Source organism: Mesorhizobium sp. RCAM 06353 (assembly GCF_059683585.1).
In genome coordinates this window covers 363,300-388,628 of record NZ_JCASIY010000002.1, presented here as the reverse complement: position 1 = coordinate 388,628, position 25,329 = coordinate 363,300, and the positions used below count along the sequence as shown (strand labels likewise).

The 25,329-nt window shown below is 60.0% G+C and carries 25 protein-coding genes and 4 pseudogenes; 11 read left to right on the top strand and 18 right to left on the bottom strand.

Features of this window, described 5'->3' with window-relative positions; all coding sequences use genetic code 11:
- Positions 1 to 152: 152 nt before the first annotated feature.
- Together AC56QX_RS38160 and AC56QX_RS38155 are read right to left on the bottom strand one after the other, a co-directional pair.
- Positions 153 to 1,610 (bottom strand): NAD-dependent succinate-semialdehyde dehydrogenase, encoded by a 1,458-nt coding sequence (locus AC56QX_RS38160; RefSeq protein ID WP_497118879.1) that lies wholly within the window; start codon positions 1,608 to 1,610, stop codon positions 153 to 155.
- Between the two features lie 480 nt (positions 1,611 to 2,090).
- On the bottom strand, positions 2,091 to 3,401 hold the full coding sequence (locus tag AC56QX_RS38155) for a M16 family metallopeptidase (RefSeq protein WP_497118488.1): 1,311 nt from the start codon (positions 3,399 to 3,401) through the stop codon (positions 2,091 to 2,093).
- Between the two features lie 671 nt (positions 3,402 to 4,072).
- Between AC56QX_RS38155 and AC56QX_RS38150 the strand changes: the two genes are divergently transcribed.
- Positions 4,073 to 4,267: a hypothetical protein gene (locus AC56QX_RS38150; protein WP_497118487.1), complete on the top strand. Its 195-nt coding sequence runs from the start codon at positions 4,073 to 4,075 to the stop codon at positions 4,265 to 4,267.
- A gap of 145 nt (positions 4,268 to 4,412) precedes the next feature.
- On the opposite strand, the gene AC56QX_RS38145 is transcribed toward AC56QX_RS38150, so the two are convergent.
- The 9 genes and pseudogenes from AC56QX_RS38145 to AC56QX_RS38105 form a co-directional block, all read right to left on the bottom strand.
- Positions 4,413 to 5,594: a Fic family protein gene (locus tag AC56QX_RS38145; RefSeq protein WP_497118486.1), complete on the bottom strand. Its 1,182-nt coding sequence runs from the start codon at positions 5,592 to 5,594 to the stop codon at positions 4,413 to 4,415.
- Positions 5,595 to 5,782: 188 nt separating this feature from the next.
- Positions 5,783 to 6,223, bottom strand: a complete 441-nt coding sequence (locus AC56QX_RS38140) for a hypothetical protein (RefSeq protein ID WP_497118485.1) — start codon at positions 6,221 to 6,223, stop codon at positions 5,783 to 5,785.
- A gap of 471 nt (positions 6,224 to 6,694) precedes the next feature.
- Entirely contained in the window at positions 6,695 to 8,104 is a 1,410-nt protein-coding gene (locus tag AC56QX_RS38135; protein WP_497118484.1) for a M16 family metallopeptidase, read from the bottom strand.
- Position 8,105: 1 nt separating this feature from the next.
- Positions 8,106 to 9,404, bottom strand: a pseudogene (locus tag AC56QX_RS38130) (M16 family metallopeptidase).
- Positions 9,405 to 10,147: 743 nt separating this feature from the next.
- Positions 10,148 to 10,678, bottom strand: a complete 531-nt coding sequence (locus tag AC56QX_RS38125) for a GNAT family N-acetyltransferase (protein WP_497118483.1) — start codon at positions 10,676 to 10,678, stop codon at positions 10,148 to 10,150.
- A complete protein-coding gene (locus AC56QX_RS38120) occupies positions 10,666 to 10,974 on the bottom strand; it encodes a type II toxin-antitoxin system TacA family antitoxin (protein WP_497118482.1) in 309 nt (102 codons plus the stop codon). Before AC56QX_RS38120 ends, AC56QX_RS38125 begins: the two co-directional genes overlap by 13 nt.
- Before the next feature lie 235 nt (positions 10,975 to 11,209).
- Positions 11,210 to 11,497, bottom strand: coding sequence for a biotin carboxylase N-terminal domain-containing protein (locus AC56QX_RS38115; protein ID WP_497118481.1), 288 nt, complete (start codon positions 11,495 to 11,497; stop codon positions 11,210 to 11,212).
- A gap of 109 nt (positions 11,498 to 11,606) precedes the next feature.
- Positions 11,607 to 11,723: pseudogene (locus tag AC56QX_RS38110) on the bottom strand (biotin carboxylase N-terminal domain-containing protein); the annotation flags it as partial.
- 622 nt (positions 11,724 to 12,345) lie between these two features.
- Positions 12,346 to 12,594: a hypothetical protein gene (locus AC56QX_RS38105; RefSeq protein ID WP_183455186.1), complete on the bottom strand. Its 249-nt coding sequence runs from the start codon at positions 12,592 to 12,594 to the stop codon at positions 12,346 to 12,348.
- Between the two features lie 204 nt (positions 12,595 to 12,798).
- Between AC56QX_RS38105 and AC56QX_RS38100 the strand changes: the two genes are divergently transcribed.
- Positions 12,799 to 13,011 carry a cold-shock protein gene (locus AC56QX_RS38100; protein WP_497118480.1) on the top strand — a complete coding sequence of 71 codons (213 nt, stop codon included), beginning with the start codon at positions 12,799 to 12,801 and terminating at the stop codon, positions 13,009 to 13,011.
- A gap of 251 nt (positions 13,012 to 13,262) precedes the next feature.
- Here the strand turns inward: AC56QX_RS38100 and AC56QX_RS38095 are convergent, their stop codons facing one another.
- Entirely contained in the window at positions 13,263 to 13,727 is a 465-nt protein-coding gene (locus AC56QX_RS38095; RefSeq protein ID WP_497118479.1) for a Ros/MucR family transcriptional regulator, read from the bottom strand.
- 590 nt (positions 13,728 to 14,317) lie between these two features.
- Here AC56QX_RS38095 and AC56QX_RS38090 point away from each other — a divergent pair.
- The 3 genes from AC56QX_RS38090 (at position 14,318) to AC56QX_RS38080 (ending at position 16,714) form a co-directional block, all read left to right on the top strand.
- Positions 14,318 to 15,367 carry a cytochrome-c peroxidase gene (locus AC56QX_RS38090; protein ID WP_497118878.1) on the top strand — a complete coding sequence of 350 codons (1,050 nt, stop codon included), beginning with the start codon at positions 14,318 to 14,320 and terminating at the stop codon, positions 15,365 to 15,367.
- Positions 15,368 to 15,818: 451 nt separating this feature from the next.
- Entirely contained in the window at positions 15,819 to 16,175 is a 357-nt protein-coding gene (locus tag AC56QX_RS38085) for a hypothetical protein (RefSeq protein ID WP_496628402.1), read from the top strand.
- Positions 16,176 to 16,570: 395 nt separating this feature from the next.
- Positions 16,571 to 16,714 (top strand): hypothetical protein, encoded by a 144-nt coding sequence (locus AC56QX_RS38080; protein WP_497118478.1) that lies wholly within the window; start codon positions 16,571 to 16,573, stop codon positions 16,712 to 16,714.
- A gap of 9 nt (positions 16,715 to 16,723) precedes the next feature.
- Here AC56QX_RS38080 and AC56QX_RS38075 read toward each other — a convergent pair whose 3' ends face one another.
- The 6 genes and pseudogenes from AC56QX_RS38075 to AC56QX_RS38050 form a co-directional block, all read right to left on the bottom strand.
- On the bottom strand, positions 16,724 to 18,121 hold the full coding sequence (locus AC56QX_RS38075) for an ATP-binding protein (RefSeq protein ID WP_497118477.1): 1,398 nt from the start codon (positions 18,119 to 18,121) through the stop codon (positions 16,724 to 16,726).
- Positions 18,122 to 18,244: 123 nt separating this feature from the next.
- Positions 18,245 to 18,463, bottom strand: a complete 219-nt coding sequence (locus AC56QX_RS38070) for an HWE histidine kinase domain-containing protein (protein ID WP_497118476.1) — start codon at positions 18,461 to 18,463, stop codon at positions 18,245 to 18,247.
- 69 nt (positions 18,464 to 18,532) lie between these two features.
- Positions 18,533 to 18,649 (bottom strand): annotated as a pseudogene (locus AC56QX_RS38065) (HWE histidine kinase domain-containing protein); the annotation flags it as partial.
- A gap of 5 nt (positions 18,650 to 18,654) precedes the next feature.
- Positions 18,655 to 18,939, bottom strand: coding sequence for a PAS domain-containing protein (locus AC56QX_RS38060; RefSeq protein ID WP_497118475.1), 285 nt, complete (start codon positions 18,937 to 18,939; stop codon positions 18,655 to 18,657).
- Positions 18,940 to 18,987: 48 nt separating this feature from the next.
- Entirely contained in the window at positions 18,988 to 19,239 is a 252-nt protein-coding gene (locus AC56QX_RS38055) for a hypothetical protein (RefSeq protein ID WP_497118474.1), read from the bottom strand.
- Positions 19,240 to 19,414: 175 nt separating this feature from the next.
- Positions 19,415 to 19,567 (bottom strand): annotated as a pseudogene (locus tag AC56QX_RS38050) (ATP-binding protein); the annotation flags it as partial.
- Between the two features lie 406 nt (positions 19,568 to 19,973).
- Between AC56QX_RS38050 and AC56QX_RS38045 the strand changes: the two are divergent.
- The 6 genes from AC56QX_RS38045 (at position 19,974) to AC56QX_RS38020 (ending at position 25,180) form a co-directional block, all read left to right on the top strand.
- Entirely contained in the window at positions 19,974 to 21,059 is a 1,086-nt protein-coding gene (locus AC56QX_RS38045; protein WP_497118472.1) for a hydrogenase small subunit, read from the top strand.
- 24 nt (positions 21,060 to 21,083) lie between these two features.
- Positions 21,084 to 22,874, top strand: a complete 1,791-nt coding sequence (locus AC56QX_RS38040; protein WP_497118471.1) for a nickel-dependent hydrogenase large subunit — start codon at positions 21,084 to 21,086, stop codon at positions 22,872 to 22,874.
- A gap of 12 nt (positions 22,875 to 22,886) precedes the next feature.
- Positions 22,887 to 23,600 carry a Ni/Fe-hydrogenase, b-type cytochrome subunit gene (gene cybH / locus AC56QX_RS38035; RefSeq protein WP_497118470.1) on the top strand — a complete coding sequence of 238 codons (714 nt, stop codon included), beginning with the start codon at positions 22,887 to 22,889 and terminating at the stop codon, positions 23,598 to 23,600.
- Positions 23,601 to 24,209: a HyaD/HybD family hydrogenase maturation endopeptidase gene (locus tag AC56QX_RS38030; protein ID WP_497118469.1), complete on the top strand. Its 609-nt coding sequence runs from the start codon at positions 23,601 to 23,603 to the stop codon at positions 24,207 to 24,209. It abuts the gene before it with no gap.
- A 147-nt stretch (positions 24,210 to 24,356) separates the two neighbouring features.
- Positions 24,357 to 24,785 (top strand): HupE/UreJ family protein, encoded by a 429-nt coding sequence (locus AC56QX_RS38025; protein ID WP_497118468.1) that lies wholly within the window; start codon positions 24,357 to 24,359, stop codon positions 24,783 to 24,785.
- A gap of 98 nt (positions 24,786 to 24,883) precedes the next feature.
- Positions 24,884 to 25,180: a HypC/HybG/HupF family hydrogenase formation chaperone gene (locus tag AC56QX_RS38020; RefSeq protein ID WP_497118467.1), complete on the top strand. Its 297-nt coding sequence runs from the start codon at positions 24,884 to 24,886 to the stop codon at positions 25,178 to 25,180.
- Positions 25,181 to 25,329: the final 149 nt, after the last annotated feature.

The following is a 25,329-nucleotide window of genomic DNA, read 5'->3' as shown; positions in this document are numbered from 1 at the left end:
CTCTTCTTGACAATGCAGACGCTCGTCTCGTCCAGAGATACACCCAGCCAGTACTTCAGAATTGCCTCTGCACGGGTGCGGAGCCGCGCGTCGGCTCCGCGTCGAGCAACGATACCGCGTTCCCGTATTCGGAGATCGCTCGTGCGATTGCCTCAGATGCCGCCCATGCAGAGATATTTCATTTCGAGGTAGTCCTCGAGGCCATGGCGGGAACCCTCCCGCCCAATACCGGACTGCTTGATCCCGCCGAAAGGTGCCGCTTCCGAGGACATGCGTCCCGTGTTGATACCGACCATGCCATATTCCAAGGCGTCGGCCACACTCCAGACACGCTTCAGGTTTGAGGCATAGAAATAGGCGGCGAGGCCGTAGATCGTGTCGTTGGCCTCACGCACGACCTGATCCGCATCGTCGAAGCGAATGATCGGCGCCAGCGGCCCGAATGTCTCTTCTTGCGCAACCGCCATGACGCTGGAAATCTCGGTGAGGACCGTTGGTTCGAAAAACGTGCCATCCTTGCCGATGCGATTGCCCCCGCATCGAATTGTGCCGCCTTTTTCGACCGCATCCGCGATATGGGATTCGATCTTGGCCAGAGCATGCTTGTCTATGAGCGGACCGATGTCCACTCCGGGAGCGAAGCCGTCGCCGACCGATAAGCGGCGGACTTTCTCAACGAATTTCTCGACGAACTCATCGTGAACGTTCGACTGAACGTAAAGGCGGTTCGCCGAAACGCAAGTCTGGCCGGCATTGCGGAACTTCGCCTGGATCGCACCGTCGACTGCAGCGTCGATATCGGCGTCGTCGAAGACGATGAAAGGTGCATTGCCGCCGAGCTCGAGGCTGACCTTCTTGATCTGCTCCGAGCACTGGCGCATCAGTAGCCGGCCAACCTCGGTCGATCCGGTGAAGCTGATCTTGCGGACCTTGGGATTGGCGCAAAGTTCACGGCCAATCGCATCACCTTCGGACGCATAGATCAGGTTGACGACGCCTTCGGGAAAGCCGGCCTGGTGGGCGAGGGCGAACATTGCGCCAGCCACGAGCGGCGTCTGCTCAGCGGGCTTGAGCACGATGGTGCAGCCCGCCGCCAAGGCTGGCGAGATCTTGCGCGCGACCATCGAGGCTGGGAAATTCCATGGTGTTATCGTTCCCACGACGCCGATCGGTTGCTTGATCACCAGCATGCGGCGGTCCGTCGATGGTGCGGAGATCGTCTCGCCATATATGCGATTGGCCTCCTCGGCGTACCATTGCAGGTACGCCGCAGCATGCGACACCTCCGATTTGGCTTCGGCAAGCGGCTTGCCCATCTCCGCTGTGAGTATAGAGGCGAGATCGTCGGCGTGGTCGATGATCAACTGATGCCAACGCCACAGAACGTCGCTGCGCTCACGTGCGGTCAATCCTGCCCATCCAGGCTGGGCGACATATGCCTTGTCGATCGCAGCGCATGTTTCCTCGACACCCATGTCGGGAAGCTCTGCCAGCACTTCGCCGGTCGACGGGTTGAGGACCTCGAATGTCCGCTCGCTAATCGGCATGCCAAGTGCCGGCAGGCGATCAATGGGTCCAAACAAGTCGGGGGATCTCAAGTGACGGACCATCGGCAGGCACAGGGGCAATACCGGATTCCTCTTCAGCGCAGCGGAGATGTATGTCGGCAGGGTTTCGGTGTATTTCCGCAAGCGCGGGAACGTATTAGGGCTCGGCCAGACAGCTGGTAGACCACCGTCCCCAAACTGGAAAGGAGGATACTTTGAATTCTCTAATAGATGCTCGCGGTTCTCGCTAGGCGAAAAAATCGGAAGTCGGCTTCGCCATCCGCACACAGTGCATGCAGGGGGCCTGCGCTTTTCAATCTGCGGACCATGATCGGGGTCCTCTACCACCCGAAGAGATGCTGGCGTGAGGAGGAGCATGCCACAATCAGGCGAGTCGGCCGCCTGAACCGGCAGATGCCTCCCAAGGGCCGCCAAAACCGCTCGGCGGGCTTAAACCCCACTAGCCCACCGAACCGAACTACACTCCCCGTGAAAAGATCACAAGGGGAAGCAAAGGCGGCACGGTGTTGGTTCGTCATCACATCAATTCTCCGTCTTGGGCAAGAGATAGCCGGTGGTCGAATGGTCGGGCACGAGATAGCGGGCGGCAACCGCTTTGACCTGATCGGCGGTAACCTTGCGGATGCGGTCCGGCCATTCCTCGATATCTTTTACGCTGCCGCCGGTGGCAAGCGTTGAGCCATACATGTGTGCCAAGCAGGCGGGGTTGTTGCGGGCGAGGATCACCGAGCGGACACGGCGGTCCTTGGCCTTGCCCAGCTCGTCATCGGTCACACCGTCCTTGACGATGCGGGCGACCTCAGCATTGGCCGCCCCTTCCAGATCGGCGAGCTTGGCATCGCCGCGCGGCGAGGCGTAGATGGCGAAGTTGGTGGCATCCAGCATGGTGCCCTGGAAATTGACGCCGGCCTCGGCGACAATGCCCTGCTTCACAAACAGCTGCTGGTAGAGCCGGCAGCGGTTGCCGCCGCCGAGGATATCGGCCAGGAGGTCGAGCGCCTCGGCCTCGCCAAGTTCGGCCGTATGATAGGACGGCACCACCCATTGCGTGGAAAAGCGGGGCACCGAAACGCGCGCGTCGGTCAGCGTCACCGTGCGCTTGGTGTTCTGCTCCGGCTCGACCGGGCGGATGCGGGCTAAACCAGGACCTGCCGAAACCTTTCCATACGTCTTTTCGGCCAGCGCCTTCACCGTTTCCGGCTCGACATCGCCGGTCACCACGAGCACGGCGTTATTCGGCCTATAATATAGGTCGTAGAAAGAGACCGCGTCGATCCAATTCAACTTCTCCATCTCCCGTATCCGGCCGATGACCGGGATACGGTAGGGCTGGCTCTGCCACAGCGTGGCGTCGACTTCCTCGTCCAGCACGGCTTGCGGATTGTTGGCGATGCGCGAGCGGCGCTCCTCGATGATCACGTCGCGCTCGGTCTTGATATCATCGTCGGTGGGGATGAGGGTGAACATGCGATCGACCTCGAAGCTCATCATCTGCTCCAACGCCGAAGGCGCCACCGTCTCATAGAAGGCGGTGTAGTCGTAAGAGGTGAAGGCATTGTGCGAGCCGCCGATCTCGGCCACGGCACGGTCGAACTCGCCGGCGGCATGGTTGATAGTCGCTGCCTTGAACATCAGATGCTCGACGAAATGGGCAATGCCAGATTTGCCCGGCGGCTCGTCGGCGCTGCCGACATTGTACCACACCATATGGTTGACGATCGGCGCACGGTGATCGGGGATGACCACCACCTCCATGCCGTTGTCGAGCAGGAAATCCGTCGCCTTGCCATGATCGTTGGCGGCCAGAACCGGAGCGGTCGTCGCGAAGACCAAGGCGGTCGCAATGAATGCCCCTGCGCAGCCACCGAGACGGTAGTTTGGTGGATGGCTCAGGTTGTGGTGGCCGGATGATCGACAAGGTTCGAGGCAAAGTGATTTGTTCCTCATTTTGAAGGCGCTGCGTCCGTGTCTCTTCTTTTGGTGGTAGAAGGTGGATCGGCGGGCAGCGCCGAGCCGGATGAGCAAGCGTCTTCGTGTTGCCAGGCCGCACTCGAGCGTCATCTTTGGATGGGTCCGGGAGGCGCGCGGCGGCATATTTGTTGGTGAGGTGATCATGGGACGGCTCTCCTTGGTCCGTGACACGTTTGCGCAGGAACACGCACGTACCGTGCCAATGAGAAAACCGTTTCGGCAATGTGATAAACCGGGCTCTGCTATGTTGCGTATCCGACATTGTCGGACATCGGACAGCGCCGAGCGCGAAGCGCTTGCGGCTTGGGACGATATCTTGCTCGTGCGGAAGACGATTGAGCGTGCTGCCGCGGCGGGGGGATAGGAAGCTTCTCGAATTGGCCGGGGCACTGAGGGGGTTGGGATGAAAACGATGGTGGTCGCCGCCGAACGCTGTCGTCGACAGGCAGGCCAGGGCCGACGCTGAACGAGCCGAGGAGTCTGGAGCCTGGCCGGTTAGGAAGAAGGTGGCCGCCAGGCTATTAGCAGTGGAGGTGGCGGAGAGGCGAACCGACCGAAAGATCACGCTCTACGCCTACCACGTCACCGATCCCAAGGTCGAAGGCAAGAAACGCCGCTGGAGCCGCATAGGCTGCTATTTCCCGCACCCGGACGGCGAAGGCGGAACGCTCGTGATCGACCTCTTGCCGATAGGCTTCGACGGACGGATCGTCCTTGGGCCCCGCTGAAAGACGAGGCAGAGGGCCTCATGCAGTTCATAACGAGCGAACTGCAACACGCTGCTGGCAATGCGCAAGACTACAGCTGGGCGCTGTTTATCGTCGCCATATATGTCGCGCCGATGCGCGTACCGAGACTCCGAGCGCATGACGACTATTGCTTCAGGTTTAGATGGTATCGCGTGTGTCGACGCTCGCCGGTGCGCATCAGCGCGCCCTTTTCGACAAGGTCTTGGAGGTCACGTGTAGCAGTGGCTCGGGACGCTTTAGTCATCCGAAGATAGTTATCGGCGCTAAGGCCGCCTTTGAAGCCCTCGATGCCCTCTCGGAACATACGGGTGATGGCTTTCTCCTGCCGGGGGGATAGCTTACCGCGCAGCCGGTCAAAAAGGCGCGCCTTATCGATATAGAAGTCGATGCGCTTCAACGTATTGCTTTGCGCTTCGAGGATCGTTTCCGCGAAATACACCAGCCAATCGGTGATCTCATTGTCCTTGTTGGAGCGCTCCAGCGTGTCGTAGTAAGCCTTGCGGTTCCGCTCGATCGTGTACGCCAGCGCGATAAGGCTCGGCTCGCCGAGGTTCTGCGCCAATGCCTTCTCCGAAAGCGCTCGGCCGCTACGCCCGTTGCCGTCCTCGAAAGGATGGATGCTCTCAAAATACAGATGCGCGATCCCCGCGCGTGTCAGTGCCGGCAAGGCGCGCCGATGATCCGACGCGCTCCCGTTGAACCAGGCGATGAAGGCGTCCATTTCGGGGCCCGCGCGTGCCGAGGGCGGCGCCTCGAAATGCACCTTCGGCTTGTCGATGCGCCCGGATACGACCTGCATCGGCTCCGCATGCGTGCGGTAACCGCCTATCACCTGGATGCTGCGGTGCCCCGCGATGACCATCTTGTGCCAACCAAACAAAGTTTCGTGCGTAAGGGTGTCGGCATAGGCCCGGTAGAGACTGACCATCATCTCGGCGATGCCGCGCTCTTGCGGAGGAATGCTGCTTGTATTGTTATCGAGCCCCAGTTGCTGGCGCAGCGAAGATTGCACGCTGTCACGATTGAGGATCTCGCCTTCGATTTCCGAGGTCTTCAGCGCTTCATCGCTAATCAATTCGATTCTCAGCGTATCCCGATCATTGGGACTGACATGGCGGAATGCACCGAACAGTTCGCCCGGGCGAAGCAGAAATGCCTTCTCCAGCAGCTCTAACGCAGCGGGATCGTAACGGAAATTCGGCCAGTCGGGGAAATCAGGCGCGTCGCAGGCGCAATCCGGCAGTATTCTCCACCTGCTCTGTGACTCCACAGAGCTTTTGCCGAAAGCCACTTCTTTGCCTGCCATGTTCGCGCAGGATGGACCGAAGTCGCCTGGCACGGACAGACAGGAAGCGACAATGGCCGTGATATCGTCGGAAACGAGCCCCTAGCCGACGGGACCTTTCGCGAGGCAGTGATCCAGTGTGGCAACCGCGACGCCTCACACAAGCCAAGGCCGAACAGGACATGGACGGTGTGGTCGCTGCATCGCTTTCAAAGCCCGCTTTCAAATTCGTGGTTCGCGAAACGGTATCTGCAACGCGACGTGATCACGGGATTTTGGATGGGGCAGAGTTTCGAGAAGCTGGAGCGCTGGGCGCGGTGAACAGCGACGATCATTTGCGCTTCCTCTTGCGCTTCTTCGGGGCAGGGGAGGGCGTTCCATGCTTCAGAGAGACGACCGGTAGCCCGGAAGCCCAATCGAGCTTGCAGGCCGATCTCCACGGCCTGCTCAGGCGTGCCGCCGAACTCCAGAACAGCCTGCGCCAGCTGGGCGCCGGAGCCGATCGCGAAATAGGGATTGGACAGCATGCCGGTCAGCGTCCAGCTGGCGTAGGCGATCTGAGCGCGCCCGTCGGGGTGAACAACCAGGAGATTGACGTCGCCGCGAACCCACGCCGTCTGGTGTGTTCTTGACGTCTGCGCCGGCTGCATACCAGTCCAGAATCGCCTCGCACGCTCCAACCCTGTCGCTAGAGGCGCCAATCAGGCGTCCATCGGGCAGACGGCGGATTTTCATCTTGGTGCCGGCGTATCCGGTATGACCGGCGTAGGCGCGACTGTCGGCGGCCATCACGCCGTCCTTGTAGGCGATGGTGGTCATTCGAGCAGCCTCACTTCGTCGACCTTGTCATGGCGGCATCAACCGAGCGGGCAATCCGCGAAAGTATCGACGCCGGCGCGATGCCCGGGCGGTCGGTTCCTGGGTCCAGCGATGCCGCTGCCGCCCGCCGGCGTTCCGCGTATCGCCTCGATCTCTTGGACCTGCGAACGGGCCACCGCGTAAGACCACGAGCAATGAGAGAGGCCGATTCCCCAGCTATTGTTGTCGATGTCGGCGCCAGCCTCGATCATCGCCACTCGATGGTGGCGGAGTCGTTCAGAAAATTACTTTAGAGCGCGAGATTATTCACCGTCGCAGGCACCCGCGAGCCGCGGGCCAACGCCCATAAAGGCGGGCACGGCCGAAAGCAGCTTCTTCGCCGCAGCCTTGACCTGGTCGAGCGTCACCTGATCGATGAGGGCGGAGCGGCGCTGGATGTAGTCGGTGCCGAGATTGTCGAGCTGCAATCCGACGAGCGTGGCTGCAATCGATCTGGAGGAATCCAGATAGTTGATGGCATAGGCGCCGATCAGATACTTCTTGCTCGCTTCGAGCTCGGCCGCTGTTGGCCCTGTGTTCACCAGCTCCTTGATTACTTGGCTTATCAGGTCGAGCGTCTCGGCCGTCCTGTCGGAGCGCGTCGACGTGGTTACCACAAGCGTGTTGGAATGCTGGTAGCCTTCCAAGCTAGAGGAGACACCGTAGGCAAGGCCGCGCTTTTCGCGCACTTCCTGGAACAGACGTGAGGTAAATGGCGAGCCTCCGAGTATATCGTTTATCAGCTGCGCGGCATAGAATTGTGGGTCGCTGCGTCCGATGCCGGGAAAAACCAGCTGGAGCGCAGTCTGGGGCAGGTCGTATGCGACAAACATCCGCCGGCCGAGCTGTGGGGTGACATCAGGTACCGGGGCGAGCGCCTGCTTCTGAGGCAAATCGCCGAACAACTGGTCGAGCCTTGCGCTCAGGGCCTTGGCATCAATGTCGCCGACGACCGCCACGTGCAGCCCGTCACGACCGAAAGCGGACTCGTGGAAGGCGCTTAGATCGGCGGGCGTTATGCGGGCGAGGCTTTGCTTGGTGCCCTCGTCTGGCCTCGAATACGGATGCGTGCCGTAGAGTCTGCGCCGCCATGCAAGCTCAGCAATCGCGTGAGGTTCGCGCTCGTTGGCAATGATGCCGGAGAGAAGCTGGTCGCGGATGCGGTCGACCGGCTCCTTATCGAAGCGAGGCCTGTTCACCGCGAGCCTGACCAGATCGAAAGCGGCGTCCTGGCGCTCGGAAAGCAGGCGTATCGAGCCATAGATGCCGTCCCGCCCTGCGTCGAAGCTCATCTCGGCGCCGGCGTCGTCAAGCTTCACCTGGAATGCATCACTGTCGAGACCGCCGGCGCCCTCGTCGAACAGGCCGGCCATCAGGTTCGCCAGCCCCTCCTTGCCCGCCGGGTCCTGGGTAGAGCCGCCGTCGAAAGCGAAGCGGATGGTGATGATCGGCAGCGTATGGTCCTCGACCAGCCAGGCGGTGATGCCCTTTTCAGATTTCACCTCCTGGATATTCATCGCCGCATGGGCCCTGAGCGCCGGAAGGATGAGGAAGAGGGTGGCGAGAAGGACGATGGCCAGCGGGGTGGCGAGGCGCGCGACGCTGCCTTGTGCCGCTGAAAGCTGAAAAGGCAGGGCTTGTGCAAAGGCGGCACGGTGTTGGTTCCTCGTCACATCAATTCTCCGTCTTGGGCAAGAGATAGCCGGTGGTCGAATGGTCGGACACGAGATAGCGGGCGGCGACGGCCTTCACCTGATCGGCGGTGACCTTGCGGATGCGGTCCGGCCATTCCTGTACATCTTTTACGGTGCCGCCGGTGGCAAGCGTCGAGCCATACATGTTGGCGAGGTAGTCCTGATCGTCTTGGGCGAAGATCACCGAGCGGACATAGCGGTCCTTGGCCTTGTCCAATTCGTCATCGGTCACACCGTCCTTGGCGATGCGGGCGACTTCGGCATTGGCCGCCGCTTCCAGATCGGCGAGCTTGGCATCGCCGCGCGGCGAGGCGTAGATGGCGAAGTTGGTGGCATCCAGCATGGTGCCTTGGAAATTGGCGCTGGCCTCGGTGGCTATTCCCTGTTTCACCACCAACTGCTGGTAGAGCCGGCTGCGGTTGCCGCCGCCGAGGATCTCGGCAAGCAGGTCGAGCGCCTCGGCCTCGCCATGCTCAGCCGTCCGATAGGACGGCACCACCCAATGCGTCGAAGAGTTCGGCACCGACACGCGCGCGTCGGTGAGCGTCACCGTGCGCTTGGTGTTCTGCTCCGGCTCGACCGGCCGGACTCGCGGCAGCAGCTCGGGTCCACGCGGGAGCTTGCCTTAGGTCTTCTCGGCCAGCGCCTTCACCGTCTCCGGCTCGACATCGCCCGCCACCACCAGCACGGCATTGTTGGGGTTATAATATTTGTTGTAGAAGGCGACGGCGTCGGTGCGGTTCAGCTGCTCTATCTCTTGCATCCAGCCGACGATCGGGATGCGGTAGGGCTGATTCTGCCAGAGTGTGGCGTCGACCTCCTCGTCCAGCACCGCCTGCGGGTTGGTCTCGATACGCCAACGGCGCTCCTCCAAGATCACGTCGCGCTCGGTCTTGATGACATCGTCGGTGAGGATGAGGTTGCGCATACGGTCGGCCTCGAAGCCCATCATCTGCTCCAACGCCGAGGGCGCCACTCTCTGGTAGAAGGCGGTATAGTCGTAAGAGGTGAAGGCATTGTGCGAGCCGCCGATCTCGGCCACCGCGCGGTTCAGCTCGCCGGCGACGTGATTGGCTGTGGCCTTGAACATCAAATGCTCGAAGAAATGCGCGATGCCGGATTTGCCCGGCGGCTCGTCGGCGCTGCCGACCTTGTACCACACCATATGGGTGACGATCGGCGCGCGGTGATCGGGGACGACGACCACCTCCATGCCGTTGTCGAGCAGGAAATCCGTCACCTTGCCGTTGTCGGTGGCGGCCAGAACCGGAGCGGTCATCGCGAAAACCAAGGCGGTCTCAATGAATGCCCTGCGCAGCCACCGTGACGGAAGTTTGGTGGATGGCTCCGGTAGTGGTGGCCGGACGATCGGCAAGGTTCGTGGCAAAGCGATTTCCTTAATTGGAAGGCGCTGCGTCCCCGTCTCCCCGTGTGGGAGAAAGTGGACCGGTAGGCAGCGCCGATCCACCCGAGTCGTCTGCATGTTGCCAGGCTTTGCTCGAGCCTCATCTTTGGATGCGTCCGGGAGACGTGCGGCGTTATTTTTTGGTGAGGTGATCATGGGACGGCTTCTCCTTGGTCCGTGACGCGTTTGCGGATGACCGCGCACGTGCCGTGCCAAATGAGAAAACCGTTTCGGCAATGTGATAAATCGGGCTCTGCTATGTTGCGTATCTGACATTGTCGGACATCGGACGGCGCCGAACGCGAAGCGCTTGCGGCTTGGGACGATATCTTGCCCGGGTGGAAGACGATTGAGCGTGCTGCCGCGATGAGGGATAAAATGCGCCTTCGAACTGGCCGCGGCACTGAGAGGGTTGATGTGGTGGTCGACGCAGAACGCAGGCAGACCAGGGTCGACGCTGAACGAGCAGAGGAGTCAGGAGCCTGGCCGGTTAGGAAGGAAGGTGGCCGCCAGGCTATTCGCAGTGGAGGTGGCGGAGAGGCGAGGGGGAGCTCGGCAGGCCGACGTCAAGGAGGCCGCTCAATGGGTAGTGTCTCAGTTTGAAATTTGACGCCGCGCTATTTTGTTGCCGCAAGAATGGTTTGAGTGGGCATGAAGAATGTGCGGCCTCCCTCAGGGTACCGCAGAAAACCAAAACCCGCATAAAAGGCCGCCGCTTGCTCATCGACAGCGTGCACCATGATCGCCGCGCTCCCGATAATCTGGGATGCAGCTAGAGCGCGGCTCAAGGCATCTTTCAAAAGACCTCTACCTATTCCGATCCCCTGATAACGCGCGTCAACCGCCAACCGCCCGATGATGGTCACCGGGACGATGGACGGCATGTTACGCCTCTGATTTTTGGGAAGTTCATCTATCCGAACGCCACCTGCCGCGAAGCAATAATATCCAACGATAGCATTGCCACCTATGCAGGTGACATAGGTTCTGGCCGAGCGGGCCTCAGCTTTCATGGCGCGGTAGCGCAACCAGTCATCAAGGGCTTCTTTGCCGCAAGCGAACTGGCCGATGTCATGCTCGGAAGTCAAAGGCGCGGGCGGCGTCAATGCTGGCCGCGCCTTTGACGTCATCGGGGTTACGGTTCCCATGGAGCCTTCTCATTGAACAAATCCTTCAGCTTCTTTACTGGAGGAGGAGGATTATCGAGCGCATTAAGGAATGCCTCAAACTGACCCTCTGCCAATGAAAAAAGCCTCTGGTCTAGAAGCACGTCGATAGCGTGCTGTTTGGCGCTTTCTAGGATGAACTCGGTACGCGTTTTTCCGATTATGGTTGCTGCACTATCGATGAGGTCTCTTGTCTTAATTGGTACCCTTACGTTGATCGTTGCATCTTTGCGTGTCTTGTTCTCCGAAGGCGCCCGGCGATGTGCTAGGGCTTCCATATCTGGCCTCTCGTGGTAGGTCTTAACAGTTTTCTGTGTTGCTCTGTGTTGGTCGTCGTTTGGTACAATGATTGAATGGGATTGAGTGCGTCTTTGGTCGAGTTTGTCGTCGTTTTAGCTGCATCGTGAACGGCGTTAATATGCGCTTTTGTACTCACAACGTCAATACACGAAATGATGATGCGGCGTTTTGGTTCCCGTTTGGTTAAAGCGCAAATCGGACGCGGTTATGCGTTTAGATCACTTTCTTGTAAGGACCGCGCTTGCCCGGCTTCGGCGCAACAGCATCCATCTTCTCGCAAAGATCGTCCATCGACCACAACGTCTGCGAAAGGCCAGCGAAGGCGCGACGGGAAATCCATTCCGCTGAACGAACTTGCAGGCCCGGATCTTGTCGCCCATCAATTCGATATTCTCCAGGAGTAGGTCCAATGAACTCGATGCCGGCCTCCAACACCTTGCGAGCAAACTCCGCATTCTCCGACAGAAATCCATAGCCTGGGTGAACCGCCCCGGCGTTCACCTCGTGGGCCGCAGCGAGATTTGCGCGGTATCGCGATAGGCCGCGACCGGTGTGCGACCCTTATGGGAACCGCCACGTCGGCCACTGAGACGGCTGGCGTCCCCGCATCGAGATCGTGGTAGACAATTGCAGAGCGCAGCTCCAGCTCGCGCAGCGTCTTGATGATTCGTACGGCGATCTCGCCTCTATTGGCGATCAGAACTGTATCAAAGGGTAATTTTCGCATTATCCTGTTTTTCCAAGAACAGGGCTGGGGTTAGTATTGTCGTTGTTCGCAGTTTAGGTGGCGGCCTACCTCAAGGCGTTGGGTCAATCATCGAGATAGATGCTGCCATTCGAGAGCCGAAATCGCACGGTGTTTGCATAGCCATTTTCGGCAACGTAAATGGACTTCGCTCATTACAGCTTGGCGCAGCCAGGATCCGGCGCAGCCCCGATTGGAAGGCAGAACATCTAATGCTTCGCCATCTGCGAAAGTGCCGAAAACACACTTTGCAGTTTGGGCAGTTTGGATCAGAATTTATCTCTTCTCCGTTCAGTCGTCGGGACAAGCAGAAACCGTAACAATTTCCGCCGATCGGGTTCTTCGGTGCTGGGTGGTTAAGTGGGCGACAAAGAGGGCCTTTTGCGTGGGCGCCATGCCGGGTGCGCTATTCACTGATGTCCGTGTGGCATTGAACGTTTCCTTTTCCGATCGGGGCGGCGATGCTGGAAAGGTGAGGAGTTGCAGCCGCCGCTGGCTGAGGGGGCGACGGAATTTTGCACACGCCATGCAGGCAGTTTTTGCGCGCTGGTGAGCCGACGAACAGATCGATGCCTTCTAACTGGGACCGGCTCTAAGCTCAAGGCTATGATGCCAACAACAGCCTGACCCTGGTCAATTTCAGATGTGCCAACCGCCGTGCCGGATAATGGAACATCTCTTGGGTGCTTTCTATAACAAACACCAAGGTCATCAGATCAAGCAGGAAGTCGTCGATCGCTTGGGCGATTGTTTGCGACTTATCGTCCAACTGATCCAGCAAAACGCGCGCCCTATCGATCGCATCCGCGCTGGCCGCATCGATTAACGCCTCGATCCTTTTGAAACAATCCAATTCCGAACTCCTTCAAGCCTCGCCAGGGTTATGCACCAAGGTGGCGACGTGAACCACCGGCCGTTGACCCAGTGGCGCGAGCCACCATCAGCAGATCGAGCCGGGCCCCGCAATTTTTCGTTTTTGCTTTGCCTAAAGTCTCGGCTATGTATCGGACTGGCCTAACGGCCTGCCCACGTTGCAATTGTACAAAGGAATACGCATATGGCGACCGGAACAGTGAAGTGGTTTAACAGCAGCAACGGATTTGGATTTATCCAGCCCGACAACGGCGGTCAGGATGTTTTCGTCCACATTTCCGCTGTCGAGCGCGCGGGCCTCTCAACCCTCACTGACGGCCAGAAGATCAACTATGAGATCGAACAGGACCGCCGCACTGGCAAGTCATCCGCTGGCAGCCTCAGCAAAGCTGGCTGATTTTTCGGCTGCGTCCCGCAAGAGCCGGAAGCACGCGGCGCGTCCCGGATGGGCTGACCCACTCGACAAGAGTAGGCGAGAACATGGCTTGACCGGAGAATCGGTCAGCAGATTGCTGCAAACCGTCGCGAATTCCTGAAACCAGGCTGTCTGGGAAGACAAGGCGGGGTTGCTTCCCCCGCCTTTTCATATTCCGCGCAGATCATGCCAATGGCAGCAGCAAAATCCAAAACCAATCTCGGTTGCCGAAATTAAGCCGTGACCTTCTTGCGGGTCCGCTTCGCCGGCGCCGGCGTTTCTGGCTCCTTCGGTTTGCGGCCGAGCCCCATCGTCTTGGCCAATGCCGAGCGCGCCGCGGCGTAATTCGGCGCGACCATGGGATAATCCGCCGGCAGGCCCCATTTGGCGCGATAATCGTCCGGCGTCAGCCCGTAGTGGGTCGACAGATGGCGCTTTAGCGATTTGAATTTCTTCCCGTCCTCAAGGGAGATCATGTAGTCCGGTGTCACCGACTTCTTGATCGGGACTGCAGGCTTAAGGACCGCCGGCTCTACTGCGGAGACGCTTCCGGCCGTGCCTTTCAGAGCCGCATGCACTTGGCCGATCAGAGCAGGGAGGTCCCCTACCGGAACCGGATTGTTGGAGACATAGGCTGAGACCACATCGGCTGTGAGCTCGATGAGGGTGTCGATGTTTTTGTCGGCTTCTTCTGTCATGAAAATCTCCGGGCGGCTTGAAACATAGTCGGCGAAGCGTCGCTTCATAGTGGGGGTTGCCGCTGAACGCAACAATTGTCTCGACAGGATTATTGCGATGCTCATCCCAGCATCGAGGTCTATAGCGCCGCATCCCACCGTCATGCACGTTGATCCGCTCGGTGTTGGCTGTCCCGTAACTGGGTCGGAGTTTGCTTTGAAGCTCGATCCCGTCCGTTTGAATTTTGCAAAATGAAAAAGGCCGAAGGTGTTCCGCGCCGCTGAAGGTTTCGTACGTCATCGAATACACGGCTTCGACCTTCATGGTCTTCCAATGATGCTTTCCGCCTAGGCATTGTTGTGGTGATCGTCGCCACGCCCCAAGGAACCAACCAGGCCGTCAGCGCGAGCAAATTGCGATGGCGCCGGCCACGTGTTGGGATCCACGGTCGACACAGCCTGGTGGCGGCTTCCGCCATTCGATCGCAGGCCCGATCGAAGTCTGGCCGTCAGGCCCGATCCTCTCCCGCCGTTGATCTAGCGCAGGGCGTTTACGAACCGCATATCCCACAATGGCGTCCGTGCACAACGCTCGGAGATCATTTATGAAAATGCTATTCACGACGATGGCTGTCGCCTTGTCGGCAGCCATCGCTTTTGCTGCGGAACCGATCCCCGCCGACCTCAGAGAAACGGCACTGGCCACTTTCAAGGCTTTGCCATCCACCACGCCGGCAGTCGCCAACAACCCGATCACACCGGAAAAGGTCGCGCTCGGCAAGGCATTGTTCTTCGATCCCCGTGTCTCGGCGTCAAGTGTCTTCTCGTGCAACTCGTGCCACAACTTGGCCACCGGGGGCGACGACAATCTTGAAACCTCGATCGGCCATGGTTGGCAGAAGGGACCGCGCAACGCGCCGACGGTACTGAACGCTGTCTTTAACATCGCGCAGTTCTGGGATGGTCGCGCCGAAGACCTGAAGGCTCAGGCCAAGGGACCGGTCCAAGCCGGTGTCGAAATGGCCAACACTCCGGGTCAAGTCATCGCGACGCTCAAGTCGATGCCGCAATATGTCGATTGGTTCAATGCAGCTTTCCCCGGTGAGGCCGATCGCGTCACCTTCGACAACTTAGCCAAGGCAGTTGAAGCCTTTGAGGCGACACTGGTCACGCCGGCGCCCTTCGATGCTTTCCTCAATGGCGATGACGCCGCCATGACTTCCGAACAGAAACGGGGGCTGGCGCTTTTCATGGACAAAGGCTGCTCGTCCTGCCATGCCGGCATCAACGTTGGCGGGGAGGCCTATTACGCATTCGGCCTTATTGAAAAGCCCAGCGCCGAGGTACGGCCGGAAAACGACAAGGGCCGCTTTGCCGTCACCAATTCAGCCGACGATTCCTTTGTTTTCCGCGTGGCGCCGCTGCGCAACGTGGCACTCACCGCGCCCTATTTTCATTCGGGCAAGGTTTGGGATCTGAAACAGGCCGTGGCTATTATGGGCACCACCCAGCTCGGCGAAGAGTTGAAGGCCGAAGAAGTCGACCTGCTCGTTGCCTTCCTTAACTCGCTGACCGGAAAGGTACCCGAGGTCGTCTTGCCTATCTTGCCCGCCGAAACTGCGACAACGCCTCGACCTGCATCGCAGATCTTAGGGAAATAAATGGCCGGGGCTGGCTACGGAAAGTCGCAATCAAGAATGAATGCGACCATTACTGGGACGAGACGGATCGCGACCTCTTTGAGAAGGCAATGCCTGGCATGATCCCAAACTGCAGACAATGCTTCCGTCGCCAGCTCGTTGCGACGGCATCATGTTAGGTATCTGGCGCGAGTCAGACCAAAGGGCTTCGAAAAGTTGGAGGATTGTCGCAGATACTACAACAAGGAGCGCCCATATGGGACGATAGGGCACATGGCCCCCGATCGCCGGTCTCAGTCTGTGCCAAATTCAACGGCGTTTCACCGCCCAGTTCCGCTAATTCCCCGCACAACCACCTGTTCGCTTTGCCAGAAGCTCTCTTGACTAATTGGCGGCGATGTACAGGGATTTCCCGAGAGCCTAGCCTCACACTGTGCAAAGGCCTGCTACGACTGAGGGAGGCGAGGGACGCTTGGACGAGCACGATCCGAAGGAAGAGCTGATCGAGACGATTTTCCGCAATGGCACAATCACTGTCGTGGGCATCCTGCTTGCCTTTTCGCTCGGCTTCGTCACGCATTGGGCGGCAAACCCCGTGCCATGGCGGCTCTACGACCTATTCGCCGTTGTGCCGATCCTGATCGGCATCGCGTTGCAGATGCGGGCGCTGTCCAAGCTGCTCGACATGAGTTCGCTGCGCCGACCCATCTACGAACGCGCCAACCGCATCTTCATGGCCGGCCTCATCCTGACCGCGTGCGGCGTCGGGCTGGCTATCCTGCTCGATGTCTTCGAGATGTCGGCGAAGGGCACGCTGCCCGGCGCTTAACGGCCTGTCACTGCGCTTTGGCGCTGCCGCTCATCGCTGTCAGTCGATTCTTGCATCCGTCGCAGGTCCGCCATCTTGGCAGTGTCGCACCATTTGACGCCGATTCTTACCGCTGGCCTTGGTTTCGCCGGCCGCCGGCACCACGTGATCGTGGGCGCGTAGCGACACATCGCAAACCGCCGAACCCATCACGCGATTTGCGGTTGTCGATGCACGCGCCAAGCTATGGGAACGACTTGGGTCAGCCTCCGGCTGCCCATGGCCGAAAGCGTCAGGGAACTCGACAAGGTCATCGGCGAGACAAACAAGCGCAAGATGACTCTCGACATTCTGCGGACCGCCAAGCGTCCGATGTCGACCGCCGAATGCGCGCAGGAGTTCGCAACGAGGCACGGGTGTCCGGGGACGATCCGCGCGCCGTCACCATCATCGCCAAGCGCCTGTGTCCGATCCTTAGCACCCTCGAGAAAGCCGGACGCGTCGGACTGAACCGCGAGGGTGACTGGGCCGAGGACCGCATCGACCGTCGCCGGATTTGACTGAGTATTTCAGAGGGCGAGCATGGTGTCGGGCGTCAGCATCACAATTCGCCCGTCCTCCTTGGCACGCTCTTGGACACCTGCCTTGAAACCGGTGCGCGCGTATAGGACGAAGTGGCGATCTTCTACGCCACGACCATAGTCGGTTCTTCCGGCGCGCTCGATCAGTGTCGCGAGGACATCCGCCCCGATCATTCCGCGGCGCCACTTGCACTCGCCGTATAGCATCGATCCGTCCAGCAAGCGTCCGGCTACGTCAATATCATATTCGGCACCCCAGATTTGACCGATCTCCTGGGCCGGAGACGGAAGAGCCTCCTGCGCATGGCGGCGGGCGTGCCCTCGGCAGATTTCCTCGAACGCGCCGCCCATATACTCGTCCAGCCGCGGCACCACTTGGTGCCGCCAAATCTCGGGACCGAAGCCCTGCATCACACTTGACATGTTCGGCCGAACGAACCGATGCCAGAAGGCAACAAGCGGATCGTCCACGAAGTAACGCGTGTCCCGTGACTTGGGGTTGGCGTCGAGGGAATGTACGGTCCGAACCAGCCGCATGCGCTCGAGCCGCTTCATGTAGGGGCTCAGCGAAACGGAATCCTTGATGTCCCGGAGACGGCCGCCGATTTCCCCGAGTTTGGTGCAGCCGTCCGCGATCGCCGCCAGGATGCTGGCGTAGCGTTGGGTCTCCCGAAGTTCCGATTGGAGCAGGACGTTCGGCTCGTCTACCAGCGCCCCAGTATCGGCGAGCAGCAAATTGGTGACGTTCTCCTCGAGACTTGCGCTCGGATCGCAGAGCCTTAGGTAAAAGGGGATACCACCGAAGATGGCATAGGCAAGGATACGATCCACAGCAGAGTAATCCGTGAAGAACCCGGCCGCGTCCCGCAGCGGCAGCTCCTTGACTTCCAGGGGTAGGGTTTGGCGCCCGTAGAGTGGGTTGCTCTCGGCCAACAGATCCTCCATCTGGGCAATCATCGACCCGCAGAGCACCAAGTTCAGCTTGCCCTCGGCGGCGACGACCGCGTCCCAGAATTTTTGGATGATCGATGGCAGGGCCTGATCGCCCTCGACAAGGTAGGGGAATTCGTCCAGGACGACGATCAGCCCAAGCGTTCCCTCGGCCTTACGCGCGAGGTATGTCAGCACGCTCAGCCAATCGCCGAGGCCGTCCAACAGGGGATCGGCGCCGAGCGAGCGGGCGATTTCCGCTTTGAAGCCCTCCAGATTCAGAGTGGGGGTGACACGCGTCGCTTGATAGAGAACGTGGGGATGGTCCTTGGCAGCTTCCTTGAGCAGCGCGGACTTCCCGATCCGGCGCCGTCCATATACCACGAGCAAAGAGGGCCTAGCGAGGGAGAATTCCTTGCGGAGGCGGGAGAGCTCTTGAGCGCGACCTACGAACAATAGTGTAATCCTAATTACGGTAATCAAGGTTACACTAACCCGAGTGCCAAAGCAAGGGCGGTCAGGCAGCTTGGTAAGTACAAAGCACCAAAGCCGGGACAGGCCACTGGGAAGACACCGCTTTCAAAGCGCCAAAATCCCGGCCGATGGGTCCGCTGGGCCTGGTTGGTCGAGGAGGACTAACGGCCAGAAAGGCAGATCGCCTTCTGGCCGATCCAGCCGGGACTTGACCGTTTCGCGGATCGCCCGCAGATCGGAATTGGCTCGCGATGCCTGCCAGACGATCGACTGCACCGTTGCCAGCGTGTTCTTCACCCGATGGTTCAATTCGTCGATGAGCATTTTGGATTGCGCCTGCTCCTCCTTGTGTCTGGTCAGATCGACAAAGGAGGTAAAATACTGGACGATGGCGCCGCTCTTGTCATGGACAGGACTGGCGAAAAGACCCGCCCAGAACTCGCTGCCATCCTTGTGCCTGTAAAGGATTTCCGTGCCCGCCTCCGCATTGGCTTCGAACTCGAGCTTGATGCGTTTCAGCGCCCCGGCGTCGTGCCGTTCGCCATCAGGAAATTGAAGTGCCGACCGAGGACCTCTTCCCTGGCGTATCCGGTCATGCCGAGGGAGGCGTCATTGGCAAAAATGATGGGATTGCCGGGTTCTTTTGCGTCGGTGAAAACCATGTGTTGTCTCGGCGGCAACGACGAACGGCCCAGGTCGTCCTGAAAGCCCTCGACTTCGGCTTCGGCGTCCTTCTGCTCTTCGGACTTGGCGACTACGCTGGACATATTGACTAGATCCCGCGCCTTGGCGCGATCCAACCGGATGGCGGACCTGCGCCCACGGCTCCCGCCACCGGATGGATCACGCTACGCCGCCCGCGACACGCGCGAGGTGAACGTTGCCCTTGTCATCGACACGCTGGTGCCGTTCTTGTCGCTGATGACCTCGATGTTGGCCTCCAGCTGCTTGACCAGCGCCTCGACAATGGCGGTTCCCAGGCCCGCACTGGCGACGATGCTGGCGGGCCTGCCGGCGCCATTGTCTTGCCGTGATGCACGTAACCCCTGGCTTCTGCCGCAGTCGCACGGGTGCCGTTCTGGTCGCGGCCTTGAATGCATCGCGGCACGATACGTTCGACGCTGAACCGGCCGTGAGGGCGAGGGGGCCACAAACGCAAGACGGTTCGCGGCGAGATACAACGGCAGTCAGCGCGTTGTGTTGATGTTGGGCTAGCAATTGCGAGCGAAGAATGCCGGCATTCGGCAGCAACGGCCATCCGGCACCGTACCTGCTCTACCCCCAAAGTACCGAAAGCGGTGCCGCATGGAGGCGCTCTCCGAATGGGACAATCTTATCATGGTCTTATAGCACCACTCCAGAGACAAAACGGTCTCCGCATGCGTCTGCCAGCATTCGCAAGCCCTTGAAATCTGAGCTTGTGACTGTGGTTCGGGTGCAGACATGGCCCTTCGCGCCTGCTGTGGACTTCCAATGCTTGGCCAAGGTTCCTCGAACTATCTCGCATCCAGGGCTCCTCGCAAAGGCGTGAGCCGGGGCGTATGCCCTAATTCATCTTGAGCTTTCGCCACTGGGGCTTAGGGCCGCCTTGGGTAACCCCTCAAGGGTGCACCTATTGGCTTCCGTTTGAATCGTGACTACGCGAGCTGGCGCTGCGACCCGGTAGCGGGCCCTCCAACGTCCGCAGTGGGGTCGGAAACAGCATTATCCCGAACCGGGTGATTATCCCTCTGACCCCTACTAAATTGGTCCGCTTCTTGCAGCAAGCATTTCTGGCAGAGCCCGGGGTCTATCCGGGCGACGCGATGGGGGATGAAATTGCTGGAGGAGCAACATGGCAGCTGCCCAAACCCTATATGACGTCATTCGTCGCCAGGGGATCACCCGGCGCAGTTTCACCAAGTTCTGCAGCCTGACGGCCGCGAGCCTCGGTTTAGGCCCGGGTGCCGCGACAGCGATGGCTGAAGCACTCGAGACCAAGGAACGCGTTCCCGTCATCTGGATGCATGGGCTCGAATGCACCTGCTGTTCGGAGAGCTTCATCCGCTCGGCCCATCCGCTCGTCAAAGACGTCGTGCTGTCGATGATCTCGCTCGACTACGACGAAACGATCATGGCGGCCGCCGGCCATCAAGCGGAGGCGATTCTCAAAGAGACGAAGGAGAAGTACAAGGGCAAGTACATCCTCGCCGTCGAGGGCAATCCGCCGCTCAACGAGGACGGCATGTTCTGCATCGACGGCGGCAAACCCTTCGTTGAGAAGCTGAAGTGGATGGCCGAGGATGCCATGGCGATTATCGCCTGGGGCGCCTGCGCCTCTTGGGGCTGCGTCCAGGCGGCCAAGCCGAACCCGACCGGGGCGACAGCGATCGACAAGGTCATCCTCGACAAGCCGATCATTAAGGTACCAGGCTGTCCCCCGATCGCGGAGGTGATGACCGGGGTCGTCACCTTCATCACGACCTTCGGCAAGCTGCCGGACCTCGACCGGCAGGGCCGGCCCAAGATGTTCTATTCGCAGCGCATCCACGACAAATGCTACCGCCGACCACATTTCGATGCCGGCCAGTTTGTCGAGGAGTGGGACGATGAGGGCGCACGCAAGGGCTACTGTCTCTACAAGATGGGCTGCAAGGGACCGACCACCTACAATGCCTGCTCTACCGTGCGCTGGAACGGTGGCGTTTCCTTCCCGATCCAGTCAGGCCACGGCTGCATCGGCTGCTCGGAAGACGGCTTCTGGGACAACGGCAGCTTCTATGACCGGCTGACGAACCTCCACCAGTTCGGCGTCGAGGCCAACGCCGACAAGGTCGGCATGACCGCCGCCGGCATCGTGGGTGGTGCAATCGCCGCCCATGCCGCGGTGACCGCCTTCAAGCGCGTGACCACCAAGCGCGAAAAAGCCGACGCATCATAATCACTCTCGGCGAGGAACAGCATCGTGACAATTCAAACACCCAACGGCTTCACACTGGACAATTCGGGCAAGCGCATCGTCGTCGATCCCGTCACCCGCATCGAGGGACATATGCGGGTGGAGGTCAATGTCGACGAGAACAACATCATCCGGAATGCGGTCTCGACCGGCACCATGTGGCGCGGCATCGAAGTCATCCTAAAGAACCGCGACCCCCGCGACGCATGGGCCTTCACGGAGCGCATCTGTGGCGTCTGCACCGGCACGCATGCGCTGACCTCTGTACGCGCGGTCGAAAATGCGCTCGGCATCACCATCCCCGACAATGCCAATTCGATCCGCAACCTGATGCAGCTGGCGCTGCAGGTTCATGACCATGTCGTGCACTTCTACCATCTTCATGCGCTCGATTGGGTGGACGTGATCTCTGCGATCTCGGCCGATCCGAAGGCGACCTCGGCGCTCGCGCAGTCCGTGTCCGACTGGCCGCTTTCCTCTCCAGGCTATTTCAAAGACATCCAGACCCGGCTTAAGAAATTCGTCGAGTCAGGCCAGCTCGGACCCTTCAAGAACGGCTATTGGGGCAATGCATCCTACAAGCTGCCGCCGGAGGCCAATCTCATGGCGGTGGCGCATTATCTGGAGGCGCTCGACTTCCAGAAGGAGATCGTCAAGATCCACACGATCTTCGGCGGCAAGAACCCGCATCCAAACTGGCTGGTCGGCGGGGTACCCTGTCCGATCAATATCGACGGTACTGGTGCGGTCGGCGCGATCAACATGGAACGGCTTAACATGGTCACCTCGATCATCGACCAGATTATCGAGTTCAACGACAAGGTATACGTTCCCGACATCATGGCCATCGGCTCCTTCTACAAGGACTGGCTCTACGGAGGCGGTCTGTCGGGCAAGAACGTTCTAGCCTATGGCGACGTACCCGAGCACGTCAACGACTACTCCGAGGCAAGCCTGAAGCTGCCGCGCGGCGCGATCATCAATGGCAATCTCGCCGAAGTGCTGCCGGTCGACCATGAGGATCCCGAGCAGATCCAGGAATTCGTCACCCATTCCTGGTACAAATATCCCGACGAGACAAAGGGCCTGCATCCCTGGGACGGGGTTACCGAGCCACACTACGAACTCGGCCCCAACGCCAAGGGGACGAAGACCAATATCGAGCAGCTCGACGAGGCCGCTAAATATTCCTGGATCAAGGCGCCGCGCTGGCGTGGCCATGCCATGGAGGTCGGGCCGCTCGCCCGCTGGGTCGTCGGCTACGCCCAGAACAAGGCGGAGTTCAAGGACCCGGTCGAAAAGGTGCTCAAGGATCTCGGCCTTCCGGTTCCAGCCCTCTTCTCGACACTCGGCCGCACGGCAGCCCGTGCGCTCGAATCGAGCTGGGCCGGCCACCAGATGCGCTATTTCCGGAACAAGCTGATTGCCAATATTAAGGCCGGCGACTTCTCTACGGCCCATGTCGACAAGTGGAAGCCGGAAACCTGGCCCAAGGAGGTCAAGGGCGTCGGCTTTACCGAGGCCCCGCGCGGCGCGCTCGCGCACTGGATCAAAATCAAGGACGGCAAGATCGACAACTACCAGTGCGTCATGCCCACCACATGGAACGGCAGCCCCCGCGATCCGGCAGGAAATATTGGCGCCTTCGAGGCTTCGTTGATGGATACGCCGATGTCAGACCCCACCCAACCGCTCGAAATCCTCAGGACCATCCATTCCTTCGATCCGTGCCTAGCATGCTCGACGCATGTGATGAGCCCGGACGGTCAGGAAATGGCCAAGGTTCAGGTCCGGTGAGGAGGATAAGTCATGACTATCCATGAAACTCCCGCAGCCGCCGACCACGGTGAAAAGGCAGAGCGCCAGAGCATCTATGTTTACGAAGCCCCGGTGCGCATCTGGCACTGGGTCAACGCCGTCTCGATCCTGACGCTCGCGCTAACCGGCTATTTCATCGGCTCGCCGCTGCCTTCCGTGCCGGGCGAGGCCGTCGCCAATTTCCTGATGGGGTATATCCGCTTCATCCACTTCGCGGCGGGGCAGGTCCTTGCCGTGTTCCTTATCCTCAGGGTCTACTGGGCCTTTGTCGGCAATATCCATGCCCGCCAGATCTTCTATGTGCCCTTCTGGAGCGGCCGCTTCTGGAAGGAATGGCTGCATGAGGTGCGGTGGTACATGTTCTTGGCCCGGCAGCCGAAGTATGTCGGCCACAATCCTCTTTCCCAGTTCACCATGTTCCTGATGTTCACCCTGCCGCTCTTCTTCATGGTGACCACCGGCTTTGCGCTCTATAGCGAGGGTGCCGGCCGCGACGGCTGGGAATATGCGCTCTTCGGCTGGGTGTTCTCGATCTGGCCCAACAGCCAGGACGTCCACACATTCCACCATCTCGGCATGTGGGTAATCCTCGTCTTCGTCATGGTGCACATTTATGTGGCGATCCGCGACGACATTATGAGCCGACAGAGCATCATCTCGTCAATGATTTCCGGCGAACGGCTCTTCAAGGACAGGCAGGACTAGATGGTCGCCCCAAATCCCTTGGCCTGTTCGCCTTCCCCGCGGATTCTCGTGCTTGGCATAGGCAATATCCTCTGGGCCGATGAAGGCTTCGGCGTGCGCGCGGTGGAAACCTTCCACAAGGCGTATCGGGTGCCCGACAACGTCACCGTCCTCGATGGCGGCACGCAGGGGCTCTATCTCGTGCAGTTCGTCAATGAACACGATCGTTTGATCGTGTTCGACGCCATCGACTACGGCCTCGAGCCGGGCACGATGAAGATCGTGGAAGACGACGAGGTGCCGAAATTTACTGGCACCAAGAAGATGAGCCTGCATCAGACCGGCTTCCAGGAGGTGCTGAGCGCCGCTGACCTCATGGGGCACTATCCCGATCGACTGGTTCTCATCGGGTGCCAGCCGCTGGATCTCGAGGACTGGGGCGGCCCGCTGACGACGCCGGTCAAGGCAGTCATACCGCGCGCAATCGAAACGGCAGTAGAAATATTGCGGGACTGGGGCGTCGTCGTCTCTGCGCGGCCGGAAGGAGCAGCGGTTCCGCCACTACTTGAAAACGACATCGATTTCGAACGTTACGAGCGCCGAGCCGAATCGGCCGCATTGCGCCATTGAGGAGGATATCATGAATTTCCGTAGGGTTGCGGCGACGCTCGACGCGATGGCGCGACCAGACATCGCCCACGCGCATGTCGGCCTTCACACCGACGCGCGCTTGCCGGCTTCAGCCATCCGTTCAGCGGTCTCGATCATATCCTGGCGATGGTCGCGGTCGGCTTCTGGGCCTTGACGCTGGGCGGTAAAGCCCGATGGATCGTTCCCTTGGCCTTCGTGACTGTCATGGCGACGGGGGGCGCCCTGGGCATTTACGGCCTCGCTTTTCCAATGGTGGAAACCGGGATCGCGCTGACCGTCGCGCTGCTCGGTCTGCTGGTTGCTTTCGAAGTGAAGGTTTCAACGTCGGTCGCGGCGACGGTGGTTGGAACATGCGCGCTCTTCCATGGCCACGCCCATGGCACGGAACTTCCGGCGATGGCGCATGCGGGCGGCTATGTGGCGGGCTTCTTGGCTGCCACGGTCATCCTGCATCTCACCGGTTTCGCGCTGGCCTGGTTGAGGTTCGGCAACGCCCGGCGAGTTGCCGCGCGGACCGCCGGCGCCCTTGCCGGTGCAGTCCTGCTGGCCGGCTGAACTTCTCCCAGGGCTGAGGCCGGTCGGGAGTCCGTGTGGGCACCCTGCGTACCGCGGCTCCCGATTTCATAAGATCTGGACGACGGAGGAGGAAACTCATGTGCATCGGCATTCCCATGCGGACCGTCGCCGGCAATGAGTTCGTCGCCCACTGCGAGCGACATGGCCGGATATCCTCGATCTCCCTCATGCTGGTCGGCCCACAACCGCCGGGAACCTACCTACTCACCCATCTCGGCTCCGCCATCCGGGTGCTGGACGCCGACGAGGCCAGCGCCATCGACAACGCACTCGCGGGTCTTGCTGAAGCTGTCGAGGGGAGGGCTTTCGACGCCCTCTTTGCCGATCTCACCTCGCGCGAGCCGGAACTGCCGCCGCATCTGCGTAGCGAGTGAAAAGAAAATTTCCAAAGTGGAAGGACTTTCCATCCAGATGCCCGCGATACTTTGTGAAGGCGGAAATTTGTCTTCCAGATCAACGGAATCTAACTTTTCCAAGTCTGGCACGCCGCTTGCTCATTCGTTGGAATGTTTCGCAGCGTGAT

Bases quoted from the DNA above. Each gene is read 5' to 3' on its own strand.
- AC56QX_RS38070 (WP_497118476.1), bottom strand. From the start codon at position 18,463: ATGCTCATCGACGAATTGAACCATCGGGTGAAGAACACGCTGGCAACG.
- AC56QX_RS38120 (WP_497118482.1), bottom strand. From the start codon at position 10,974: ATGGAAGCCCTAGCACATCGCCGGGCGCCTTCGGAGAACAAGACACGC.
- AC56QX_RS38055 (WP_497118474.1), bottom strand. From the start codon at position 19,239: ATGCATTCAAGGCCGCGACCAGAACGGCACCCGTGCGACTGCGGCAGA.
- AC56QX_RS38095 (WP_497118479.1), bottom strand. From the start codon at position 13,727: ATGACAGAAGAAGCCGACAAAAACATCGACACCCTCATCGAGCTCACA.
- AC56QX_RS38100 (WP_497118480.1), top strand. From the start codon at position 12,799: ATGGCGACCGGAACAGTGAAGTGGTTTAACAGCAGCAACGGATTTGGA.
- AC56QX_RS38030 (WP_497118469.1), top strand. From the start codon at position 23,601: ATGGTCGCCCCAAATCCCTTGGCCTGTTCGCCTTCCCCGCGGATTCTC.
- AC56QX_RS38090 (WP_497118878.1), top strand. From the start codon at position 14,318: ATGCTATTCACGACGATGGCTGTCGCCTTGTCGGCAGCCATCGCTTTT.
- AC56QX_RS38140 (WP_497118485.1), bottom strand. From the start codon at position 6,223: ATGCAGCCGGCGCAGACGTCAAGAACACACCAGACGGCGTGGGTTCGC.
- AC56QX_RS38125 (WP_497118483.1), bottom strand. From the start codon at position 10,678: ATGGGAACCGTAACCCCGATGACGTCAAAGGCGCGGCCAGCATTGACG.
- AC56QX_RS38045 (WP_497118472.1), top strand. From the start codon at position 19,974: ATGGCAGCTGCCCAAACCCTATATGACGTCATTCGTCGCCAGGGGATC.
- AC56QX_RS38160 (WP_497118879.1), bottom strand. From the start codon at position 1,610: ATGGTCCGTCACTTGAGATCCCCCGACTTGTTTGGACCCATTGATCGC.
- AC56QX_RS38145 (WP_497118486.1), bottom strand. From the start codon at position 5,594: ATGGCAGGCAAAGAAGTGGCTTTCGGCAAAAGCTCTGTGGAGTCACAG.
- AC56QX_RS38020 (WP_497118467.1), top strand. From the start codon at position 24,884: ATGTGCATCGGCATTCCCATGCGGACCGTCGCCGGCAATGAGTTCGTC.
- AC56QX_RS38025 (WP_497118468.1), top strand. From the start codon at position 24,357: ATGGTCGCGGTCGGCTTCTGGGCCTTGACGCTGGGCGGTAAAGCCCGA.
- cybH (WP_497118470.1), top strand. From the start codon at position 22,887: ATGACTATCCATGAAACTCCCGCAGCCGCCGACCACGGTGAAAAGGCA.